Annotated in this window: 14 protein-coding genes; 7 read left to right on the forward strand and 7 right to left on the reverse strand. The window is 41.2% G+C overall.

Annotation, left to right across the window (positions count from 1 at the left end; genetic code table 11):
- Positions 1-47 precede the first annotated feature (47 nt).
- The 5 genes from KO530_RS16545 to manD form a co-directional block, all read right to left on the reverse strand.
- Positions 48-1,850 (reverse strand): DUF885 domain-containing protein, encoded by a 1,803-nt coding sequence (locus tag KO530_RS16545; RefSeq protein ID WP_216049567.1) that lies wholly within the window; start codon positions 1,848-1,850, stop codon positions 48-50.
- Positions 1,851-1,988: 138 nt separating this feature from the next.
- On the reverse strand, positions 1,989-2,834 hold the full coding sequence (locus tag KO530_RS16550) for a hypothetical protein (RefSeq protein WP_216049568.1): 846 nt from the start codon (positions 2,832-2,834) through the stop codon (positions 1,989-1,991).
- 48 nt (positions 2,835-2,882) lie between these two features.
- Positions 2,883-4,646: a sodium:solute symporter family transporter gene (locus tag KO530_RS16555; RefSeq protein WP_216049569.1), complete on the reverse strand. Its 1,764-nt coding sequence runs from the start codon at positions 4,644-4,646 to the stop codon at positions 2,883-2,885.
- Positions 4,647-4,657: 11 nt separating this feature from the next.
- Positions 4,658-5,797: a Gfo/Idh/MocA family protein gene (locus KO530_RS16560; protein ID WP_216049570.1), complete on the reverse strand. Its 1,140-nt coding sequence runs from the start codon at positions 5,795-5,797 to the stop codon at positions 4,658-4,660.
- 49 nt (positions 5,798-5,846) lie between these two features.
- A complete protein-coding gene (manD, locus tag KO530_RS16565) occupies positions 5,847-7,064 on the reverse strand; it encodes a D-mannonate dehydratase ManD (protein ID WP_216049571.1) in 1,218 nt (405 codons plus the stop codon).
- A 113-nt stretch (positions 7,065-7,177) separates the two neighbouring features.
- Here manD and KO530_RS16570 point away from each other — a divergent pair, with 113 nt between their 5' ends.
- The 3 genes from KO530_RS16570 (at position 7,178) to KO530_RS16580 (ending at position 10,523) form a co-directional block, all read left to right on the forward strand.
- Positions 7,178-8,182, forward strand: a complete 1,005-nt coding sequence (locus KO530_RS16570; protein WP_216049572.1) for a LacI family DNA-binding transcriptional regulator — start codon at positions 7,178-7,180, stop codon at positions 8,180-8,182.
- 321 nt (positions 8,183-8,503) lie between these two features.
- Positions 8,504-9,367: an aminotransferase class IV gene (locus KO530_RS16575; RefSeq protein WP_216049573.1), complete on the forward strand. Its 864-nt coding sequence runs from the start codon at positions 8,504-8,506 to the stop codon at positions 9,365-9,367.
- 67 nt (positions 9,368-9,434) lie between these two features.
- Positions 9,435-10,523, forward strand: a complete 1,089-nt coding sequence (locus tag KO530_RS16580; protein ID WP_216049574.1) for a YkvI family membrane protein — start codon at positions 9,435-9,437, stop codon at positions 10,521-10,523.
- 53 nt (positions 10,524-10,576) lie between these two features.
- Here the strand turns inward: KO530_RS16580 and KO530_RS16585 are convergent, their stop codons facing one another.
- Positions 10,577-13,222, reverse strand: a complete 2,646-nt coding sequence (locus KO530_RS16585; protein WP_216049575.1) for an AAA family ATPase — start codon at positions 13,220-13,222, stop codon at positions 10,577-10,579.
- Between the two features lie 204 nt (positions 13,223-13,426).
- On the opposite strand from KO530_RS16585, the gene KO530_RS16590 reads away from it, so the two are divergent.
- The 3 genes from KO530_RS16590 to KO530_RS16600 all read left to right on the forward strand — a co-directional run bounded on the left by KO530_RS16590 (position 13,427) and on the right by KO530_RS16600 (position 17,229).
- Positions 13,427-14,434: a hypothetical protein gene (locus tag KO530_RS16590; RefSeq protein ID WP_216049576.1), complete on the forward strand. Its 1,008-nt coding sequence runs from the start codon at positions 13,427-13,429 to the stop codon at positions 14,432-14,434.
- Between the two features lie 442 nt (positions 14,435-14,876).
- Entirely contained in the window at positions 14,877-16,367 is a 1,491-nt protein-coding gene (locus KO530_RS16595) for a SulP family inorganic anion transporter (protein WP_216049577.1), read from the forward strand.
- 10 nt (positions 16,368-16,377) lie between these two features.
- Positions 16,378-17,229, forward strand: coding sequence for a universal stress protein (locus KO530_RS16600; protein WP_216049578.1), 852 nt, complete (start codon positions 16,378-16,380; stop codon positions 17,227-17,229).
- A gap of 152 nt (positions 17,230-17,381) precedes the next feature.
- Here KO530_RS16600 and KO530_RS16605 read toward each other — a convergent pair whose 3' ends face one another.
- A complete protein-coding gene (locus tag KO530_RS16605; protein ID WP_216049579.1) occupies positions 17,382-17,942 on the reverse strand; it encodes a hypothetical protein in 561 nt (186 codons plus the stop codon).
- A gap of 445 nt (positions 17,943-18,387) precedes the next feature.
- Here KO530_RS16605 and KO530_RS16610 point away from each other — a divergent pair, with 445 nt between their 5' ends.
- Positions 18,388-20,526: a S8 family peptidase gene (locus tag KO530_RS16610; RefSeq protein WP_216049580.1), complete on the forward strand. Its 2,139-nt coding sequence runs from the start codon at positions 18,388-18,390 to the stop codon at positions 20,524-20,526.
- Positions 20,527-20,627 lie beyond the last annotated feature (101 nt).

Genomic DNA, 20,627 nt, shown 5'->3' on the forward strand with positions numbered 1-20,627 from the left:
TGATTTTATTTCAACGGCTCTGACCCCTTTGATTTCTATCTTTTGGACTATTTGGCAGATTTTACCGATGCTATCCAGTTTTCAATATTCGTCTCTAATACCGATAGTGGAATTGAACCGCTACCTAACAAAGTATCGTGGAAATCTTTTATGTTGAATTTATCACCTAACTCATTTTGGGCTCGTTCGCGCAGCTCCAACATTTTTAATTGTCCAATTTTGTAAGCAAGGGCTTGACCAGGCCAAGATATATAGCGATCGATTTCGTTAATAATATCTTCCTCACTTTTAGCCGCATTTGCTTTAAAGTAGTCAATAGCTTGCTGTCGAGTCCAACCTTTGTAATGTATGCCCGTATCTACTACTAAACGCACTGAGCGCCACATATCATAGGTTAATTGACCAAAGCGGGAGTATGGGTCTTTGTACAAGCCCAAATCGTATCCCAAGCGTTCACTGTACAATCCCCAACCTTCTACAAACACGGTAAAGCTTAAGAAACGACGGAAGTAGGGCATATCATCCAATTCCATTTGTAACGCCAATTGCAAATGGTGTCCTGGTACCGCTTCGTGAACACTCAGCACTTCCATTTCATATTTAGGACGGGTTTCTGGTTGATATAAGTTCACATAATAATAACCCGCACGGGAACCATCTGCGGCGGGCGGATTGTAATATGCCGTAGTCGAATCAGGGGCAACCGCATCAGGGATAGCTTTTAAGCCATAGGGTATGCGAGGAAGTTTGCCAAATAATTTGACGATCTCTGGGTCGATACGTTTGCTGATTGCGAGATATGCATCAAATAACTCTTCGGGCGTTTCATAATAAAATTGTGGATCTGTACGTAAAAAGTTAACAAATTCCTCAAACGTGCCGTCAAAGCCGGTTTCTTCCATGACTTTATCCATTTCTGCACGATTGCGTGCTACTTCATCCAAACCAATCTGATGGATTTCATCTGGTGTCAGGTCAGTAGTGGTAAAATAGCGAACCTTCTGCTGATACGATGCTTTACCATCAGGCGTATCCCACAAACCATGGGTAGAGCGTGTTGCAGGGAGATATTGGTTAATAAAAAATTCATTAAATTCAGCATAGGCTGGAATGATATGGTCAGCAATAATCGCTTTCGCTTTTAGCTGTAAGCGCGCCTGTTCAGCAGATGATATATGGTCACTGATATTGATAAAGGGCCGATAAAAAAGACTTTCCTCTGGTGTGTCGACAAGCTGTTTTTGAATTTGCGCAGGGATGCGTAGCATAGTATCGCGGGCAGGCATCATGCCTTGCGACATACCGGTTTCCATCAAGGTTTGATTTTGCTCAAGTAACCTGGGGATTTTTTCCAGTCTTGTTAACCAATTTTCATAGTCTTTGACCGAACTTAGCGACACGAAGTTGGCCATATCGTCCAAGGTTTGCACCCCTTGGTTTTGGTCTATCGGCATAAGATAGGACTTATATTTGTGCTCTTCTATGGACATTTCTAGCTGCCATTTAAACAACTGATAGTTAGTCTGCTGACTGTCCGTTAATTGTTCGGCATCAATACTAGAAAGCTTTGCAAGGACGTCACGATTATGAGCGTCAATTGCATTGATTGCCGACAAACTCATGTCTTGCCAACGACTATTTTGCTGATCATTACCTAATCCAAGGTAACTAGCATAAGCAGGGTAAGTATCTAGAAAGTACTGCCACTCCTCATCGAGTATTTGTTGCAGCTGTTGTTGTGCATCATTAGGCGTTGTTACTGATATGGGTTTTTTAGTTTGTTGTGGAGCGGCACAAGCAGTGAGCAGCATTGCCGCAAATAGCATTTTTATAAACAGTTTTATAGGCATCTTGATTTCCCTTTCGAGTATGTTTTTTAACCATACTCTTTTATAAAGGGTTCGTACAATTTTAGCAAATCTTTGCTTAGTTTGGTAAGCGCAGCAAACACTGTTATTTGCGCGCTATGCAAACCATGTGAAGTTCACTTATTTCAGTATATTTCTGATTTGTTGCGCAACTTCAGGATAGTCAGATGACTCAATAAATCCTAACGAAAATGATTGAGGAGTGCTCAGATATTTGTCTTTTTCATGACGTCCAAAGCCTAATACCGTCATATATGGTCTGCTTACATAGTCATCCGGATATGCATCATCTTGATGATGTAATAAATAGATCATTCTCGATGTTTTTACATCCCCAAAAGCAAACCATTCAGGTGCGGGAAGATCACCAATAAAAGCTTCATTTATGGGGTGTTGTTGGTCATCGACAGAGGCATACCAGAAATCAGTTTCGTCCATCTCTCCACCGGGTACGCCTTCATATTGCACCCAATATTTATAGCCTTCACTGACTTGTGACATAGTGAAATCGCAGCGATCTGGATAGAAGTCCCATTGTCCCTGCCATTTCCCATTACCTGAAGTGAAGGTAATTCTGATGTGTTCATCCGTTTCAATATCAATGCTTGAAGTCGACAGCTCGGTTCCCGCGTTTAACGCATGGAAATAATTTCCGTCTTGTTTGTGTATTGCATTTGGAAAACCACGATACTCGCCTTTCCAACCTGAACCTTTCTCATCGTGGAACCCAATCCAATCCACGCCATCTTTGTCTAACATACTTGATAGTCCACCACCTTGTTTTTCAAGATAAAAAGTGGCGTTATCGATACTAATTATATAAGCGCTAACACCACCGGCAGACTCATCCACACCATGGCTTAGCGTGACTGATTTTTGTTCATGTTTTTCTTCAATAGATGGTTTGCAAGCGGCGAGTAGCAGAAGACCACTGGCAATAAAAACAAATTTTAATTTTGAAAACATCCGATTTACTCGTGTAATAATTCGTTAAAATAGAAGCAATAGCACCGCCTATGCGGTGCTTAGTGCTTTTTTCGATGTGGCGCTTCTTTTCAATAAGAAACCGACAGCGAGTATGGCAAGTGCACAGCATACAAATACCAGGCGTCCCCACATTGGATTCGGAATCAACATCATCGCCAATACCCCAGCTCCCATATACATCACCATTGAACCCAATTTGTGACGTTGTTGACGATCGAATTCATCTTGCTCAAAATCGGCAATGAAAGGGGTCTCTAGATCTTCAAAAAACAGCTCTCTTTCATTGATATGTTGATCTTTTTGTTCTGAATAAAACAAACTGGATATACAGAAGAAACTGGCGGTAATAAGTAAGTGTCCGCCAATAGTGATCATCAAGTTGATATCAATCGATTCACGGCGAGTAAATTCTTGTTCCATTCCTATCAAATCGGCCAAAACTTGCGGCGTGAAGATATTTGCTGCAAACCAAGAAACAAACAAGCCCACTATTACAGTTGCCCAAGGCGCCCATTGCGGTGTCTTTTTAATGAACAAACCAAAAATCAGTGGAATAAGCAAAGGAACTTGAATCATAGTCGACACGTTCATCATCAAGTCAAACAGACTGAGCTCTTTCAATGACTTGAAGAATAGCGCCACTGCGATAACCAAAATCCCACTTATAAAACTGACAATTTGACTGATGGTAAGCAGGTGTTTATCACTGACATCTTTGTTTCTTTTAGTCAAAAGAGGTTGGTAAATACTGCGGACGAAAATGCCTGAATTCTTATTTAGGGCTGAATCCATTGAGGACATAGTGGCTGCAAACAAACCGGCTAACAATAAGCCGACGGTTCCCACCGGCATAGCGTTGCGGGTAAATACCAAATACACCGCATCAGCAGCTTTGTTGCCTAGCTCCGGGTAAGCTGCCGCCGCGTCAGGGTATAAGGTGGCTGAGGCCCAAGGTGGTATAAACCAAATAATACTTCCTACACCCATTAGTACCATGGCTAACAACGCGGCTTTACTTGCATTTGCTGAGTCTTTTGCGTTTAAGAAGCGAAATGAATCATGCATGTTCATGATAGTGATCATTTGTTTAGCTAGGAAAAATACAAATGTGGCCACTAAAATTAAGCCATAATTCATATCTGGTCCCATCACAAAGTCCACTGGGAAGTTATCTATCATCGCCGTCGGTCCACCCACTTTGACAAGTGCGATAATGGCGCAGGCTATGGAAATGACGGCAACCACTAAGGTTTGTACAAAGTCAGAGGCGACTACGCCCCAAGCACCAGACAATACCGAAACAAATAATACAGTTAGGCCGGTGGCGATGATGGTGGTGCTCACATCAGCGTCAAAAACAACACTGGTGAACACTCCTAGGGCATTAAGCCATACTCCGGCGTTGATAAAACTGAAAATAATCAGCGCCCATGAGAAAAACTGTTCATTTTGATGACCAAAACGACGCTTAATTCCTTCGGTAGGAGTATCTACGCGCATTTGACGAAAGCGCGCTGCAAAAAACGCCCAGCCGCAAAAATAGGCAAAGGTATTGGCAAAAAATACTAAACTAATCGAGAAACCATCAGTAAAGGCTTTGCCTGCTCCGCCGGTGAATGTCCAAGCGGAGAACTGCGCCATAAACGCAGTTGAACCAACCATCCACCAAAGCATGCGTCCGCCACCACGGAAGTAATCGCTGGTTGAGTTTGCAGCCATTTTTTTGAACGCAAAACCAATCCCGATAACTAACATAAAATATCCGGCAATAACTATATATTCATATAACATGAGTAGGCCTTTTATTGCAGATGACTAACGTCAACCCAATTGTCGTTTTTACGGATTATGTCGATCAGTTGCTGATATTGGCTGCCTTCTTTAAACGTTTGATAAGGAGCAACGTTTTCGCCTTTAATATCGTTTAGTAGTTCTCTGATAAGGTAGCGCCAATTCTTTTCGGTATCGCCTTCTGCTTCAGGAACGTTATTAGCAATGTCCTCTGGTAATGCAAGCTCTTGCCATCCTTTGGTTTTGTCATGCACATACAATGGCCCACTAGCATAGTGTCCTTTAATGTAGATCGCGCCTTCACTACCATAAATCACCACATGGTCTTCATGGAAGCGAGGGTGTAATCCACCGTGTTTAAATAACACTGAAACTGGATTTTTAGCCATTTCACTTTCAATTTGAGCTAAAACCGTATAGGTCCATTCGACGTTCGATTCGCCCCATTTAAGAGCAGGATCATTTAGATCACTAGGAATGAAATCGCGACGTTTTTTAAAGTTATGCACACCTTCAACGATTGGCGCTTTGCCTAGATCGTCCCGCACCTCTCCCATAATCGATAGGATTTTTTCACCAACGATGGAAGTGACAATAGACAATTTGTGAGTAAAGTTATTATTTAGTCGGCCACCGCCATGTTCTTTTCTGTGTGACCAGCCAAACGGAATATCGCGTTCTAAATTGAAGTGAGAAATACACTCAACTTCTAATGGTTCACCGATAGCGCCGGCTTCAACTAAACGCTTGGCGTGAATCACATCAGGCATGTAGCGAAAGCTTGCGGCAAATGCAGTTTTGACATTTTTTGCAACCGCCAACTCATAAAGTTGTTTTGAGGTTTCACCACTTTCAGTTAACGGCTTATCACAGAAAACGTGACAACCACTTTCAATCGCCGCGGTAATTGCTTCAACATGAGCACCACCTGGTGTTGCAATTGAAACGACATCTGGCTGACAATCTTGCAATGCTTTTTGCCAATCTGTGCCGGCATAGGGGATATTCATGTCTTTAGCTACTTGCTCTACAACACTTTGAGTTCTGCCTACGATGCCGATGACTTCGGCACCCATATCTCGAAATGCTTCAGCATGTCCTTGGCCCGCAAATCCGGTGCCGAATATTAATACACTTATCTTTTTGCTCATGTTGTTTCTCCAACTTAACAAAGCTTAAATTCAAAAAAGTAGAACTGGATTACCAATTCCAAACGGTTCCATCTTCTAGTCGACTGACAGGCAGATAAGAACGTTTATAGGGATATTTACTTGCTTCTGTTTCATCAAACTCAATCCCTAGACCAGGGGCGTCACTGACGTATGCCATGCCTTGCTCTACTTTAATTTGATGTTTGAAAATTTGTTTGGACTGCTCGTTACCAAAACCAACAAATTCTTGAATGCCAAAGTTAGGAGCCCATATATTTAAATGCATATGCGCAGCAAAACAAATTGGTGACAAATCAGGAGCGCCATGTGGAGCAGTTTTAACGTTATATATACTGGCAAAATCTGCCATACGTCTTAATGCTGTAATTCCGCCAGCGTGAGTTGCGGCCGCTCTAAGGTAATCAATCAGTTGGTTTTGAATCAAATCCTTACAATCCCAAATAGTATTGTAAGTTTCACCAATCGCGAGTGGGGTAGTGGTGTGCTGTCGAATTACTTTATAACTGTCTTGATTCTCAGCAATAGAAGCGTCTTCTAAGAACATTAGGTTATAGGGTTCAAGTAATTTACCCAGTTTTGCTGATTCTATTGGGGTTAAGCGGCTATGCACGTCGTGTAATAGTTGGATGTCATTGCCAAATCGTTCTCTGGCCTTCTGAAACAACTCAACGATCATGTTAAAATATTTTTGCGTCGACCAGGTCTCTTCTGGCGGTAACGGACGATTACCTTGTAATTCGAAGTAATCTTTTTTGTCTCCAAGTACGCCGTAAGTGACATTCAAACCGGGCACAGCAGACTGCAATCGAATTGCTTTAAAACCTTGATTGATAAGGTCTTCCGTTTTATTCAAAGTGTCTTCGATGTCTTCACCACTAGCATGGGCATAAAGCGTTACTGCTTGTCTGCTCTTACCGCCTAGTAACTGATAAACCGGCAAGCCTGCAGCCTTCCCTTTGATGTCCCATAAGGCCATATCAATAGCGGCTATAGCGGCCATATTAACTGCGCCTTTACGCCAGTAAACGCCTTTATACAAATATTGCCATATGTCTTCGATATCATGGGCATTGCGACCGATAAGGCAAGGGGCTACATGTTCTTCCAAATAGCTGACAACCGCCATTTCGCGACCGTTGAGTGTAGCATCACCTACACCGTATATGCCTGCATCAGTAGTGATCTTCACCGTGACAAAATTTCTGCCAGGGTTACAAACAAATACTTTGATTTCTTTAATTTTCAACTGATATTCTCTCTTTGCAGATAAAGTTACTAAACCGGTTTAGTTGAATAATTTAGCATAGTATTGCAGTATGTCAACTTTCCCATAATAAAATTAACAATAGCGATACATAGATGGCAAAAGTGAAATTAATTGATGTAGCTCGTTTTGCAGGAGTATCAAAAAGCACAGCTTCACAATACCTAAATGGGCGATTTGACTACATGTCGAAAGAAACCCAAGAACGAATTCGCGCAGCAATTGCTGAATTGGATTATGTTCCCAATCCCATCGCGAGAAACCTTAAGGCGACCAAGACTAAAACAATTGGAGTGGTGGTCAGAGATATAACGGGCTTTTATACCAGTCGGGTTATCCGAGGGGTAGATGATTACTGTAAAGCGAACGGCTACAACGCACTAATTTATAACACTGATTTTGACCCTGAGATTGAAGCAAAGTCTATTGAGGCGCTCTATCAACTGCGTGTTGATGGAATTATTATTGCGTCATCAGGTAACAATAATCAGCTCGTTACGGATTACATTGGTAAAGGTATGCCGATAGTGCACTTTCAAATTGAAAATGATGGAAGTGAACAAAACATCGTTTTATCTGACTACAAAAAAGCGGCGTTTGATGCCACTGAATACTTAATACAGCTTGGCCACAAGAAAATTTGTTTTGTCACCCAAGACTTTAAAAATGTTATCTCCAGAACGGAACGCTATCAAGGATATGCAGACGCACTTACTAAGCATGGTATTCCAGTAGAAGATAGTTTAGTGCAATTCTGGCAACGTGAATCAGGTTTTCAAGTAGAGCCAACGGAAATCATTAAATCTGCGGCTCCAACTGCATTTTTCACGCAACATTTACCTATCACTATCGAATTGTTAAGAGACTTAAATCAAGCCAATATATCTGTCCCGGACGATGTTTCATTGCTTGGTTTTGATGAAATCCCAATGGCCGAATTCTTTAAAGTACCAATTACAGTGGTTAAGCAAGAACCCTACACCATAGGTATGGAAGCAACTCAATTACTGCTTAATAACATTGCTAACGAGAGTAATCTTTCCCACAAAATTCTAATTCCGTGTTCTTTAGAGTTAAGAGAGTCTTGTAAAGCAATCTGATTTCGCGGATTGCTTTCTACGTTTATGCGTATAAAGATGAATAAATGGTTATTTTTGATAAACCGATTTACCTGTTGGTTTACTGCTGCAAATTAGATCTCAACATCGCTAATCCAGCCAAAATTGAGTTAACCAATTGGCAACCCCTAGATTCGCTTAATTTCGCCATGGAAAGAGAGTTTATAAATGTGCTCTGCAGTGGTTTTTTTGATTGTTTAGTCATAACACTTAGCCCTCAGAAAAAGGCTACACATATGCCGAATTTACAGTACAGTATATTTCTGGATTTTATACTGAAGAACTTTGTGGGCTTTTTCTTATATGGCTAATGATAAAACGAACAACTCCGATAGCGCTGCATATTTTAATGGCCAATACATACCTTTGAGCCAAGTCAGCATTTCTCCTTTAGATCGCGGCTTTCTATTTGGAGATGGGATTTATGAGGTGGTGCCTGTCTATAACGGTAAATCTTTAGGCGGTGAACAACACTGGCAACGTTTGCTTGAAGGACTAGAGGCCGTAGACATTCCACTGGGCTATAGTGTGCAGGAGTTAAAGGATATTGCGCAACCGTTGTTACCGAGTAATCAGCCCTCGCAAATGCTTTATGTGCAAATAACCCGTGGCGTTGAAGCGGTTCGCAAGCATCGATTCCCAGTAGAAGCAAAACCGACAGTACTGATGTTTAGTACCCCATTTACACCCCCTTTCGACAAAACATATCAAGGCTGTGATGCCTATTTTCAAGAGGATTTGCGCTGGCAGCGCTGCTCTATAAAGTCCATTAGCTTGATGGGGAACGTGATGTCCTATCTACAACTGGCGCAAAATGGTGTGCCCAATAGTGAGGCATTGCTAGTTAGAGATACGCATGTAGTTGAGGCTCCGAGCAGCAATTTATTTATTGCTAAAGACGATATTATTTTTACACCGCCGGTGGATAACATATTGGCCGGTGTGACCCGCAAACTGATTATTGAAATTGCTGAAAAACAAGGTATCGAAGTACGCCAAGTTTCTCCCACAGTCACAGAGGTCAAACAAGCCGATGAGGTTTGGGTGAGTAATTCTTATGAAGAGTTAAAGCCGATTACTTATATTGAAGGTGAGAAGGTGGGAAAAGGCAAACCTGGACCCATCTGGCAGCGTTTATTTTCCAGTTATCAACGACTGAAACAGTAAACTACTTTTGTCTGAATTAATCGCAAAAAGATCAACTTAGTTCGCTACAGCTAAATAAGAGATAACTATGCCAACAAGCTTTTTCCAACGGATTTTATTGCCCGGTTTTATTCTACAGTCAGTTTTGATTGGAGGGGGCTATGCGACAGGCCGAGAATTAGTCCAGTTTTTTCTTAGTTCGGGTCCGTTAGGCGGATTTTTAGGGATTTTAGTGGCAACTGCTGCTTTTAGCTTAATTAGTATGCTGAGTTTTGAATTTGCTCGATTAACCCAAAGTTATACATACAGAGGTTTTTTCAAAAAGCTATTGGGTAAAGGTTGGATTGTCTATGAGTTGGCATATTTTGCCCTAGGCATTTTAGTCTTGGCGGTGATTGGTTCTGCTGCGGGGGAAGTGGTTTCTGAACATTTGAATATATCCAGTACCCTTGGCACTGTGTTGTTAATGGTCTCGATTTGCGTATTAGTCGCCTGGGGAACTAAGCTGATTGAAAAGGTATTAGCCGGATGGTCGTTTCTTTTATACCTAGTGTACGGAATATTTGTTTATTTGTACTTGCGTGAATATGGTGGAAATTTAAATGAACAACTATTTTATGGGGAAATTAAAGATGGTTGGTTTATCAGTTCAATCCAATACGTTGGTTACAATATTGCAGCCTTACCACTAATTTTGTTTTGTGTTCGCCATATGGCTGATCGCAAAGATTCATTTCTGGCAGGCGCCTTGGCTGGCCCTTTAGCAATGTTGCCAGCATTATTTTTCTTTGTCGCTATGGTGGCAAATTCTGCACAAATAACAGAAGCAAAGGTGCCATCTGACTTGATGATGCAGCAATTGAACATGCCTTGGCTAAAAGCCATTTTTTACGTAGTGTTATTCGGAACCTTTATCGAAACAGGCACTGCGTTTATCCACGGCATGAATGAACGAATCGCTGAAGTGTATGAGGAAAAACAACGCATAATGCCCAAACTTTTGCGTCCTGCAATTGCTGCTATTGTTTTAGTGTTATCAATTTATTTAGCTTCCTCAGTTGGGCTGGTTAGTTTAATTGGTCGTGGCTACGGCACTCTTACTTGGGTTTTTGTGGTGGTATTTGTGCTGCCGATTCTCAGTATCGGCAGCTACAAAATTTTTCGCCTCTCAGCATAGGCAGATTGATAAATACGTTTAACCTGTTCATATCAATATATGATGGTGTTGCTTTATTCTGCTAACCAAGGTTCGTTTTGCACTCTGAGCATAGCTTCAACTCGGTTTTCCACATTCAGTTTACTTAAAATCGAAGACACGTGATTTTCTATTGTGCGATTTGATCGACAAAGCGTATTCGCTATCTCAAGGTTACTTGCGCCTGTGACTAACAGCTTCAAAACTTGTTGTTCTTTATTGGTGAGTCCAATTGGGTGTTTTCGTGTTTTAGAATAAGGACCGCGGCGAAGTTTTGGAAGAATATCGGCAAACCCTTCTGATGCGGCAATATTTCTCACTTTTTGTTGTAGGGCTTTGGCCTGCATCTTTTCGAATAGTTGCCATGCGTTCACGAATGAAGATTGCCGACGCTGCCCCTGAATTGACAGTAGACAAATCGCAGCGTTGAAAGGCATTCCAAGGGTCTGCCATGCAGAATAAGCCGCTTCGTCGTTACCTGCTAATTGAAGTTGATAAGGTTTTGATATGCTATCTTGCCGAACATTTGGTATTTCATATTGTAAAAGTTTAGACCAAAAAAATAATTCGCCTGACTGCCATTGGTTCAATACACCAGGCGGCAATTCATTTAACCAATCTATATGTTTTTTAGCTTCTTCTATACAAGTTGTGTTGTCCGCGTTTAACCATTGGTATTCAATAAGTCCTAACCTAGCTGGAATGATGTATTGGTTTTCATTGGTTGATTGGGCGTCTTTTAAGGCTTGATTAAGCAACTCATGGCTATTCGCAACTCCCAGACGTAAGTTGACTCGTGCGAGAACAATTAACGCCGGCAGTTTCATTAATAGGGTTTGGTTTTGAATCGATTGCACGCCGGCAGCAATGGTTTGTGCATCTATTAATCTTCCTTGTTCCTGACGCAGTTGGGCTTGTAAACCTACTAAATAATAAGTCCACGAATCTAGATCATGAGCGATATCGTATTGAATGCCTTTTTGAGTCATAGTTTCAGCTAAATCAAGTTTCTTAAATCGAATACAATAGTCTGAAAAGTTTGTGTAAACCCTTGCCACATCCTCGTGGAAACCATGTTGTTCTGAAATAGCTAGACTTTGTCTTAGTTTATCTTCGCCCGTGGCATCGCCATGCATCAATAAAGCCGTCCCAATATTATTTAGCGCATGTGCTTTCACCGTAGGATTTGAAAACTGCTCTGCCAGTTCAAGGGCTTTATTTCCCCAGTGTATGGCGTCGTCCGTTCGGTCGTTGAGCATATCCAATTGTGAGCGTAAAGAGTAGGCCATGGCCAGTTCGCTAGAGGCTGGTATCGACTCAAATGTTTTAATCGCCTGGTTAGCGTATTGCTCGGCTTTTTCTGCATGGCCTTGATACCAATAAAGACGTGACAGCGAACGTAAGTTTTCACCTACTTTATCTTGTCTGTCTAGGGCTCTCCATAGGCTAATGGCGTGGCGTCGTGCGTCGATTACAGTTTGTTGCATGTGGGTTGTTAAGCTTACTTCATATGCCCAGTTTTCATGCAGGCTTGCAGCAAGTTCAGGTTCAGCATATTCAACAAAACTTAGGGCTTTGCTGTAAAACGATGCGGCTTCCTTATGGGCTCCTAGTTCAGCTGCTTTAGTCGCTGCATTAGGTGCGTATTTAAGCACTCTTTCGGCATCTAAAGCCCCCTCAGCATGATGCACCAACCAAGCTAAATTAGTGCCTAAAGACAGTGTTTCTAAACACTCAATTATACGCTTATGAGTTAGTTTGATTTGCGGCGGTGATTGATTTTCCAATATGGCTAACCGAACTAGTTCATGCTTAAACCGAAATATACTTTGCTGATCACATACCAATAATTTTCTTGCAACACAGGCCATTGCGAACGATTCACCGTTTTCATCAAATAATTTGCCAATCAAAACGGCTGGAATACTATATGGAATAAGACTCAAAACCTGCAAAAGTTCTCGTTCATTACGGCCTAATAATTGTACTCTGCTGCTCACCGCCTCTCTAATTGACGCGGGAATTGTGTGATTGTTATAACCGTTATTAGCTAACAATTCTGCAATAAAAAATGGGTTTCCACCGGTGATCTTGTGTAAGGCATCTGGATCATAGCCACTGTCTTTACTTAATTTTGCCACCGCGTCTTGGCTTAATTGTTCGAGATGAACGCGCACTGTATGTGCAGAAGGCACTAATGAAAGTACTGAACTCAAAGGATGATTTTGCGTCACTTCATCGACTCGATAACTTAGACACAGTAAACAGGGCAAAAATGAGATACGTCTTACGATATATTTGATTAGGTCTAAGCTGGCATGGTCGGCCCAATGAACATCTTCTATTACCAAAATAGTTGGTTTTCCCAATTGGCTAATTGCCTGAAAAAAGCTGGAATAAATTAAGTTAGGTACGGCACCATTTTCCAATTGCGTGAGCAAGGTAGGCGATAGCAACTGGGCAAAATCGTATATTGGAGCATATGGGCGAGGCGTAAATAAGGGATCGCAACCTGACCAATAAATGTCTACTGTGCTATCTGCATGGGAACGGACGTGCTCCAACAAGGTGGTTTTACCGATACCGGCTTCACCACTTAGCAGCAATATTTTTCCCGATTGAGCTATTTGAGAGATACTGTTTGATATCTTATCAATAGCGGCTTCTCGCTCTAAAAACATTCTAATTACCTGCTCCGCTGAGCCTCAACTATATATTCTAATTTAAGTTAAATTTCGCCAAATTGCAGGATTTTGCAAAATTTAGGTGGTTGGTTCACAAAAAACAGGTGTCAGTACTCAGTTTTAGCCACGTGCAAGTATTTATACTTTGATAACTAGGATAGTGGCTTAATTTGGCTTTTAAATGCGTAAAAAGGAGCGACCATGAAAACGCTTAATTCAATTTTTATAGGTATTATGGCAACAACCTGGTTAGGAACAGGCATGGCTGTCCCCATAAATGCTAATAGTGGTCTGTCATTTTACCATGACTTCATTATTGCAGGCGGAGGTCAGTTGCCTATTGGATTAGAGATTAATAGCGATGGCCCGATTTATTCTTACTCAGTGAATACCGAGCTACAAGCGGCAGATAGTGTTGAATTTGATGACTTTGATGTGGTGATTGCAGGTGACGCTCCTGACAACCCTTCGAGTTTCACAAGCGTTGGCAGTAGCACACGTAATGCTGGTACCGAAGGTGCTTTCGGCATGAATAATACACAGCTATATCAAATCGTTGAATATGAGTTAGTTCCTGATGGTAATGGTGATGTTTCTGAATATGGAATATGGGGGAATGGGCAGGCCCAGGCAACCATTAGCTCAGAACTTTTTGATACTCAAGCTAACACTGAAGCGTCTTTTCAGAGAACCTATACTCTTTCCAATCAAAATACCACAGCATTGACATTTTCAATTGAAGGCGAATTTGAAATGGGGATGTTTGCAATAGCGGACGGAGAAAGTAGTGTCGCAGAAGCCTTCGCAATGCTAGATATGTTTTTCACCTCTAGTAATGCGTTAGATATCGTTTTTGCCGACACTAGTCCGTATATAAATAATCAAACTGAAAGCGGCGATAATGCGATTATGTCATTAATACGGGAAACGGACATAACAAATACCGGCCATATGAGTTTTACTGGCAGCGCAAGTGCAACGGGCACTGATATTGGAGGCAGCCAGCAGGCATTCGGTGATGGCACATTTTCCTATGCATTGGGTATTACTTTGCAACCCGGAGAAGAAATCAGTATGTCCCACCTTGTTACTTATTCAAATTTAGCGTTAATCGAGCAGCAAATTACACAGGTAAACGAGCCTTCCACACTTTTACTTATATTTTTGACCTCTGCTTATATCCTGTTTGTCCGAAAAAATCCTACATGAAGTCATAATATTTTAATATTTTAATAGTTTTAGCCGGGGTTATTCTGGCTTATTAACTTGAAGTGTTTTTAGTTGCGCTAGGGCAATCATTTTGGCACAAGAAATCTCACTATTTGAGTTTTTAATTAGCGCCATTTAAAGTAGTTTAAACAATAGTTAATTCGAGCGTACCATGCAGAATTAGGATTATGACCGGTGTTTTTAGGTGATTTCAACTGGTTGTACTTGTATCAAAATTACTAAAGTTATATTGTTCGCATCTAGTCGTTAACAACTATTAAGGAACTCGAACTTGAAACTCACGCCGCCCTAGGCTGTCCTCCCTCTATCATCTCGTTGATTCTTGTTGTGCAAATGTCCCACATTGCTCGCGGACTTATTTGTTTTGAAAACTGTTACTTTCCTTACGTTACAAGGGAAGGTCAAATTTTAGGTTATTTACATGCTCGAAAACATGAAAAGAGAGTGGTTCTCTAATATTCGTGGTGATGTGCTTGCTGGTATTGTTGTGGCATTAGCCTTGATACCGGAAGCGATTGCTTTTTCAATTATTGCCGGAGTGGATCCTAAAGTGGGTCTCTACGCTTCGTTTTGTATCGCCGTCATTATTGCATTTGTGGGTGGCCGACCAGGAATGATTTCCGCTGCTACCGGAGCAATGGCACTGCTCATGGTAACCTTGGTAAAGGAGCATGGGTTGGAATACTTGCTGGCCGCCACTTTATTTACCGGTGTGCTGCAAATTATTTTTGGTTTCCTCAAACTTGGCAGTCTAATGCGCTTTGTTTCCCGCTCGGTGGTAACCGGTTTTGTTAATGCATTAGCTATTCTAATTTTCATGGCGCAATTACCTGAATTGACCAATGTAACTTGGCATGTTTATGCTATGACAGCGGCCGGTTTAGGCATTATCTATCTATTACCTTATGTTCCTACTATTGGTAAAGTTGTTCCGTCACCGTTGGTGTGTATCGTCACCCTTACTATTGTTTCGATAGCGTTAGGTTTAGACATTCGAACTGTGGGTGATATGGGCGAACTACCCGATACGTTACCGATATTTCTGTGGCCGGAAGTTCCGCTTAATTTAACTACCCTTGAAATTATTTTACCTTACTCCCTTGGGTTGGCCGTGGTTGGCTTACTTGAGTCTTTGATGACGGCAACAATAGTTGATGATCTAACCGATACAACCAGTGACAAGAATAAAGAATGCAAAGGGCAGGGCATGGCGAATATTGGTGCTGGTTTATTTGGTGGTATGGCTGGTTGCGCCATGATAGGCCAGTCAATTATCAATGTGAAATCAGGTGGCCGCGGCAGGTTGTCTACCTTTATTGCGGGTCTGTTTTTAATCATTATGGTGGTATTTCTTGACGACTGGGTTGGCCAAATTCCAATGGCTGCGCTGGTGGCAGTTATGATCATGGTATCAATAGGAACCTTTTCTTGGTCATCTATCACTGATTTACGAAAACATCCCATGTCTTCAAATATCGTTATGGTGAGCACTGTTATTGTTGTTGTTGCTACCCACAACTTAGCTATTGGGGTATTTATTGGTGTGCTGTTAGCAACCTTGTTCTTCTCCAATAAAATCGGCCGTTTTATGGCTGTCAAGTCCCACTATAACGAAGTTGAAAAAGTGCGAACTTACGAGATAATCGGTCAGGTGTTTTTTGCATCAGCAGAACAATTTGTCAACGAATTTGATTTTAAAGAAGCTGTCGAAACCGTTGTGATTGATCTTAGCCATGCACATTTTTGGGATATCACTGCGGTGTCATCCTTGGATAAAGTGGTAATTAAATTCCGGCGCGAAGGAGCGACTGTTAATCTTGTGGGAATGAATGAAGCAACGGAAACAGTGGTTGATAAATTTGGGGTTCACAATGATCCTAAAGAAGTCGAAAAGCTGTTTGGCGGACATTAAGGAGATAATGATGACGAAAATAGTGACTTGTGTAGATGGTTCTGCAATCACCCCAGCCGTGACAGCGGCTGCTGTCTGGGCATCAAAGAAACTCAACAAACCCATTCTGTTTTTACATGCTTTGGAAAAAGAACAGCAGCATGGCGCTGATGATTATACTGGTGCCATTGGCCTAGGTGCGCGTTCAGCTTTGCTTGAAGAAATGACAAAGTTAGATGAACAACGTGCCAAAGTAGCTCTGCAGTTAGGCCGTGAGTTGCTTGACGATGTAGTTCAACATGCACAAACTTCTGGTGTTGCTGAGGTTGAATCATTACAAAGACATGGTGAAGTTGTAGATTCGATAAACGACATCGAAGACAAAACCAGACTCATTGTTATTGGCCGCAATGGCAAAGGACATGATAATAGCTTTAACGCACTAGGATCGAATATTGAGACCCTACTGCGCAAAGCAGTGCATCCTGTTTTGTTAATTCCAGATACTTTCAACCCACCAACTTCGTTTATGATTGCTTATGATGGCAGAGAAACTGCTGACAAAGCATTGCAACGGGTAATTGATGGTGGGTTATTACACGGGCTTCATTGTCATTTGGTTTCGGTAAAAAATAACGAAAAAAATCTACAGGATAAATTCGAATCTGCTCAGCAACGATTGCAACAAAAAGGCTTTCAAGTGACTGCCTCTTACCTTGAGGGAGATATTTTTGAGTCGCTTATGGAGTACAAAAAATCCCATAATATTGAACTCATTGTTATGGGCGCATTTGGGCACTCTAAGCTTCGGCAGTTTTTTGTTGGCAGTAATACGATGAAAATGCTTGAACGAGCTGATGTACCTATGATCGTGCTGCGTTAATACCTTTATATTGATTGCAAATACAGCCCAACCTTTACGTGCTATTGCTTAAAGTATTGGGCAGTGTTGCACAAGTGGCTTGCAAATGGGCAGGCAGCTTAGCTAGTAAACTTAAAACTAGTCACTATATCTGGGGTGTCTATATTCTTATTTTAATTAACCGCATCATGACTTTTATCTAAAATATTAATGGTCACAAAGCAATTTTCGTTCAAAGATTGATTATCGTATTGAGCATCCACACATTCACCGCCATCACTAGCGGTTTGTCTGCTACCAGAGTATGCAAACACGGCAGTACCATCATCTTGCAATTCAATTAAGCTTTCTAAAAAGTAATCTGAGACAACGGCGATCGCAGTTGGCCGTTGCTCAGTTTGCAAAAAAGCTTCGGTCTCGAAAACGACAAAATAAGGATGTCCTTCTTCGGCGAAACTCATTACTGAGTACTTTCCTTGTGTCGAAAATCCCCAAAACCAACTTATAGCAACATCTCCTTTAATAACCTCAATAAGCACAGGCAGATGGCCCTTTTCTCGTTTGTACAAAATCAAGTCATTCACTGGGAAATGCTCTGCTTGGGTGGAAAGGGAGCATATTTCAAGGTTTTTTTGCGGAACGATTTGGCACTCCAATGACATTAAATCTGCAGCGGCGATTCCGTTGGTGGGAATAAACAAGGATAATAAAATTAGACCGTAAAGTGTCTTCATGGATATCTTTTACTATTAGCGTTCATTTATCAATGCTCATTAATGACCTATTTAATTCCAACAAATAACACTATCTTAGATTACGATTCTCGGCATTCGTCGTACCTATTTCTTTAAATTACAGGTTAACTTTACAATATTCTAGGTTTGCTTAGGCCAAATCATATTTTCTAATCTTTATTTGCCCCTTTTAACTTGATATTAAATTTTCCAACGTATGATATTGAAAAAAATGAATGTAAATATTGATCTGTCATTTCATTTTTTGCACTCATATTTTTCTGTTTGATTGCATTCATTATTTTCACATTAGACTAAAGGCTAATAAAACCGCGGGGGGTAACTATTGGCATGAGGGTTGCTATATCTGATGGATAAATAGGAAACCTGTATTTTATGTTTAACGACATTCCATGTACGGTCAAAAATACTAGAGACAAATAACATGAAACTAAACAATAGAAATAAAATTGCAGTTCTCATAAGTGGGTTGTTGAGCTTTTCTACTCTAAATGCAAGCGCGGCAAGCAGCGGCCTTTTGGGGCTTAATCTTGAAAAAGTCACAGCAATTACAGATGTCTCAGAATTGACAACATCTTTGGGATTGCCAGAGCTTCCAGTGGTTAATAGCATCTTAGCAATGGATAATGAAATTTTAATCCAAGGCGGTGATATTGCGGTACTCAACGATTTAGTTAATTTAGTTGGTGGATTGGTTACCCACGAATTGCCGTTGGTCGGAGGAATTGGTGTACGAGTTTCTGATTTGCAATTGGAGCTGCTTAAAAGTCTACCTGCTCTGATTACAATTACTGAAAATCAACCTCTTTTTACTGCTGGTGCCCTTGATAATTGCCTAGTGTATGGAAGTCATGTTGTTGACCTAGAAAAAAATAAGGTGAGCTGGAACTTATATAATGCCCGTGACATGAATACTAATGTCGACGAAATGAGTTTCACTTGGCCTACAAGTTTGGGCAACATCAAATCGGTTAAATTCAATGGTACAACTGTGTTTTGGAGCTTGTTTGGCCGTCAAAACGGAGAGTTAACCCTAGATTCTTCTTGGTTAAGTCGTTACGCAAAAATGAACGCCTTTGATGATGCAAAAGTTGAATTAACTTTCTCCCGTAATGGTACAGAAAATTATCAACAAAACGACTTTTCAATGGACGTTTCGTTTACCCAAAATTGTAGTCGTGACCTAGTGAAAGGATACGACACTCAAGCCAATGAAGGCGATAGCAACAGCTACTATGTAAACACCATTGGTGCTGATGAGTTACATGACAATGGTATTACCGGTAAAGACATTACCGTTGCGGTTATCGATAGTGGTGTATGGGCGAGTCACAAAGCGCTAAAAAATGACACCTACGATAATCCTAGAATTACAGCTGCTTTTGATGCAATTGAAAATCAGGAATTACAACCAGAAGATATGACGGATGAAAATAGTCATGGAACACATATTTCTGGGATCATTGCCAACAGCGACCATGCAGTCGTTGATGGACAGATGCGCAGTTATTATCAAGGGGTTGCTCCAGACGCAAACCTAGTGGTGATTAAAGCGTTCTATGAAGATGGCCATAGTACTTATTTAGATGCACTTAGAGCGATTCAATATATTGCTGATAATCACGAAGAACTTAATATTCGAGTTGTGAATTTATCCTTTGGTGCGCCGCCACGTTCGAATTACTGGGCGGATCCAATCAATCAAGCGATCATGAAATTATGGGAAGAAGACATTGTAGTGGTAACCTCTGCTGGTAACACTGGACCGGCGGCAATGACTATCGGTGTGCCTGCCAATGTTCCTTATGTTATTAGTGTTGGCGCAATAACTGACAACTACACGCAAGATAATCCTCATGATGATGAGTTACTTTCATTCTCATCTCAAGGTCCAACGCACGAAGCTTTTGTTAAGCCCGATTTGGTTGCGCCAGGTGGACATATATTTAGCTTAGCTAATGAAGATATGTATGTGCCTAATAAATTTCCGCAATATATGGTTGGAAATGATCGCTTTATTATGTCTGGTACGTCACAAGCGTCCGGTGTGGTAAGTGGGATAGTGGCGTTAATGCTGCAAAACGATCCGAGTTTAAGTGCTAACGATGTGAAGTGCCGCTTAATGAGCAGTACTACCATGGCGCAGTTATCAAATGGGCAACTTGCTTACAGCCCCTTCCAACAAGGTTCAGGTAGTGTAAATGCTGTTAAAGCGGTTGAATCGACTGCTATGGGATGCGCTAACAATGGCCTGGACATAGCTGCTGATCTAAGTGGTGAACAACACTATATGGGCGCTGCTCGTAAAGATGAAAATGGCAACTATTACATCGAAGGTTTTGAATTTGAGGTTTGGGAAGAAGCTTTCATTTGGGAAGAAGCCTTCATTTGGGAAGAAGCTTTCATCTGGGAAGAGGCTTTCATTTGGGAAGAAGCTTTCATCTGGGAAGAGGCTTTCATTTGGGAAGAAGCGTTCATCTGGGAAGAAGCTTTCATTTGGGAAGAGGCTTTCATTTGGGAAGAAGCATACGTGAACCAAGAAAACTTTTTGTTGCAAGAATAATCCTATTTACTTAATACCTTCAGCCCCTCAGAGTTTATCTTTGCAGGGGCTGAGTTGTTTTTTATCCATGTAATATTTTGTTTATTCATTTCATTTTTAAT

Source organism: Aliiglaciecola lipolytica, assembly GCF_018860635.1.
Taxonomy (GTDB): domain Bacteria; phylum Pseudomonadota; class Gammaproteobacteria; order Enterobacterales; family Alteromonadaceae; genus Aliiglaciecola; species Aliiglaciecola lipolytica_A.

Bases quoted from the DNA above. Each gene is read 5' to 3' on its own strand.
- KO530_RS16545 (WP_216049567.1), bottom strand. From the start codon at position 1,850: ATGCCTATAAAACTGTTTATAAAAATGCTATTTGCGGCAATGCTGCTC.
- KO530_RS16550 (WP_216049568.1), bottom strand. From the start codon at position 2,834: ATGTTTTCAAAATTAAAATTTGTTTTTATTGCCAGTGGTCTTCTGCTA.
- KO530_RS16555 (WP_216049569.1), bottom strand. From the start codon at position 4,646: ATGTTATATGAATATATAGTTATTGCCGGATATTTTATGTTAGTTATC.
- KO530_RS16560 (WP_216049570.1), bottom strand. From the start codon at position 5,797: ATGAGCAAAAAGATAAGTGTATTAATATTCGGCACCGGATTTGCGGGC.
- KO530_RS16570 (WP_216049572.1), top strand. From the start codon at position 7,178: ATGGCAAAAGTGAAATTAATTGATGTAGCTCGTTTTGCAGGAGTATCA.
- KO530_RS16575 (WP_216049573.1), top strand. From the start codon at position 8,504: ATGGCTAATGATAAAACGAACAACTCCGATAGCGCTGCATATTTTAAT.
- KO530_RS16580 (WP_216049574.1), top strand. From the start codon at position 9,435: ATGCCAACAAGCTTTTTCCAACGGATTTTATTGCCCGGTTTTATTCTA.
- KO530_RS16585 (WP_216049575.1), bottom strand. From the start codon at position 13,222: ATGTTTTTAGAGCGAGAAGCCGCTATTGATAAGATATCAAACAGTATC.
- KO530_RS16590 (WP_216049576.1), top strand. From the start codon at position 13,427: ATGAAAACGCTTAATTCAATTTTTATAGGTATTATGGCAACAACCTGG.
- KO530_RS16595 (WP_216049577.1), top strand. From the start codon at position 14,877: ATGCTCGAAAACATGAAAAGAGAGTGGTTCTCTAATATTCGTGGTGAT.
- KO530_RS16600 (WP_216049578.1), top strand. From the start codon at position 16,378: ATGACGAAAATAGTGACTTGTGTAGATGGTTCTGCAATCACCCCAGCC.
- KO530_RS16605 (WP_216049579.1), bottom strand. From the start codon at position 17,942: ATGAAGACACTTTACGGTCTAATTTTATTATCCTTGTTTATTCCCACC.
- KO530_RS16610 (WP_216049580.1), top strand. From the start codon at position 18,388: ATGAAACTAAACAATAGAAATAAAATTGCAGTTCTCATAAGTGGGTTG.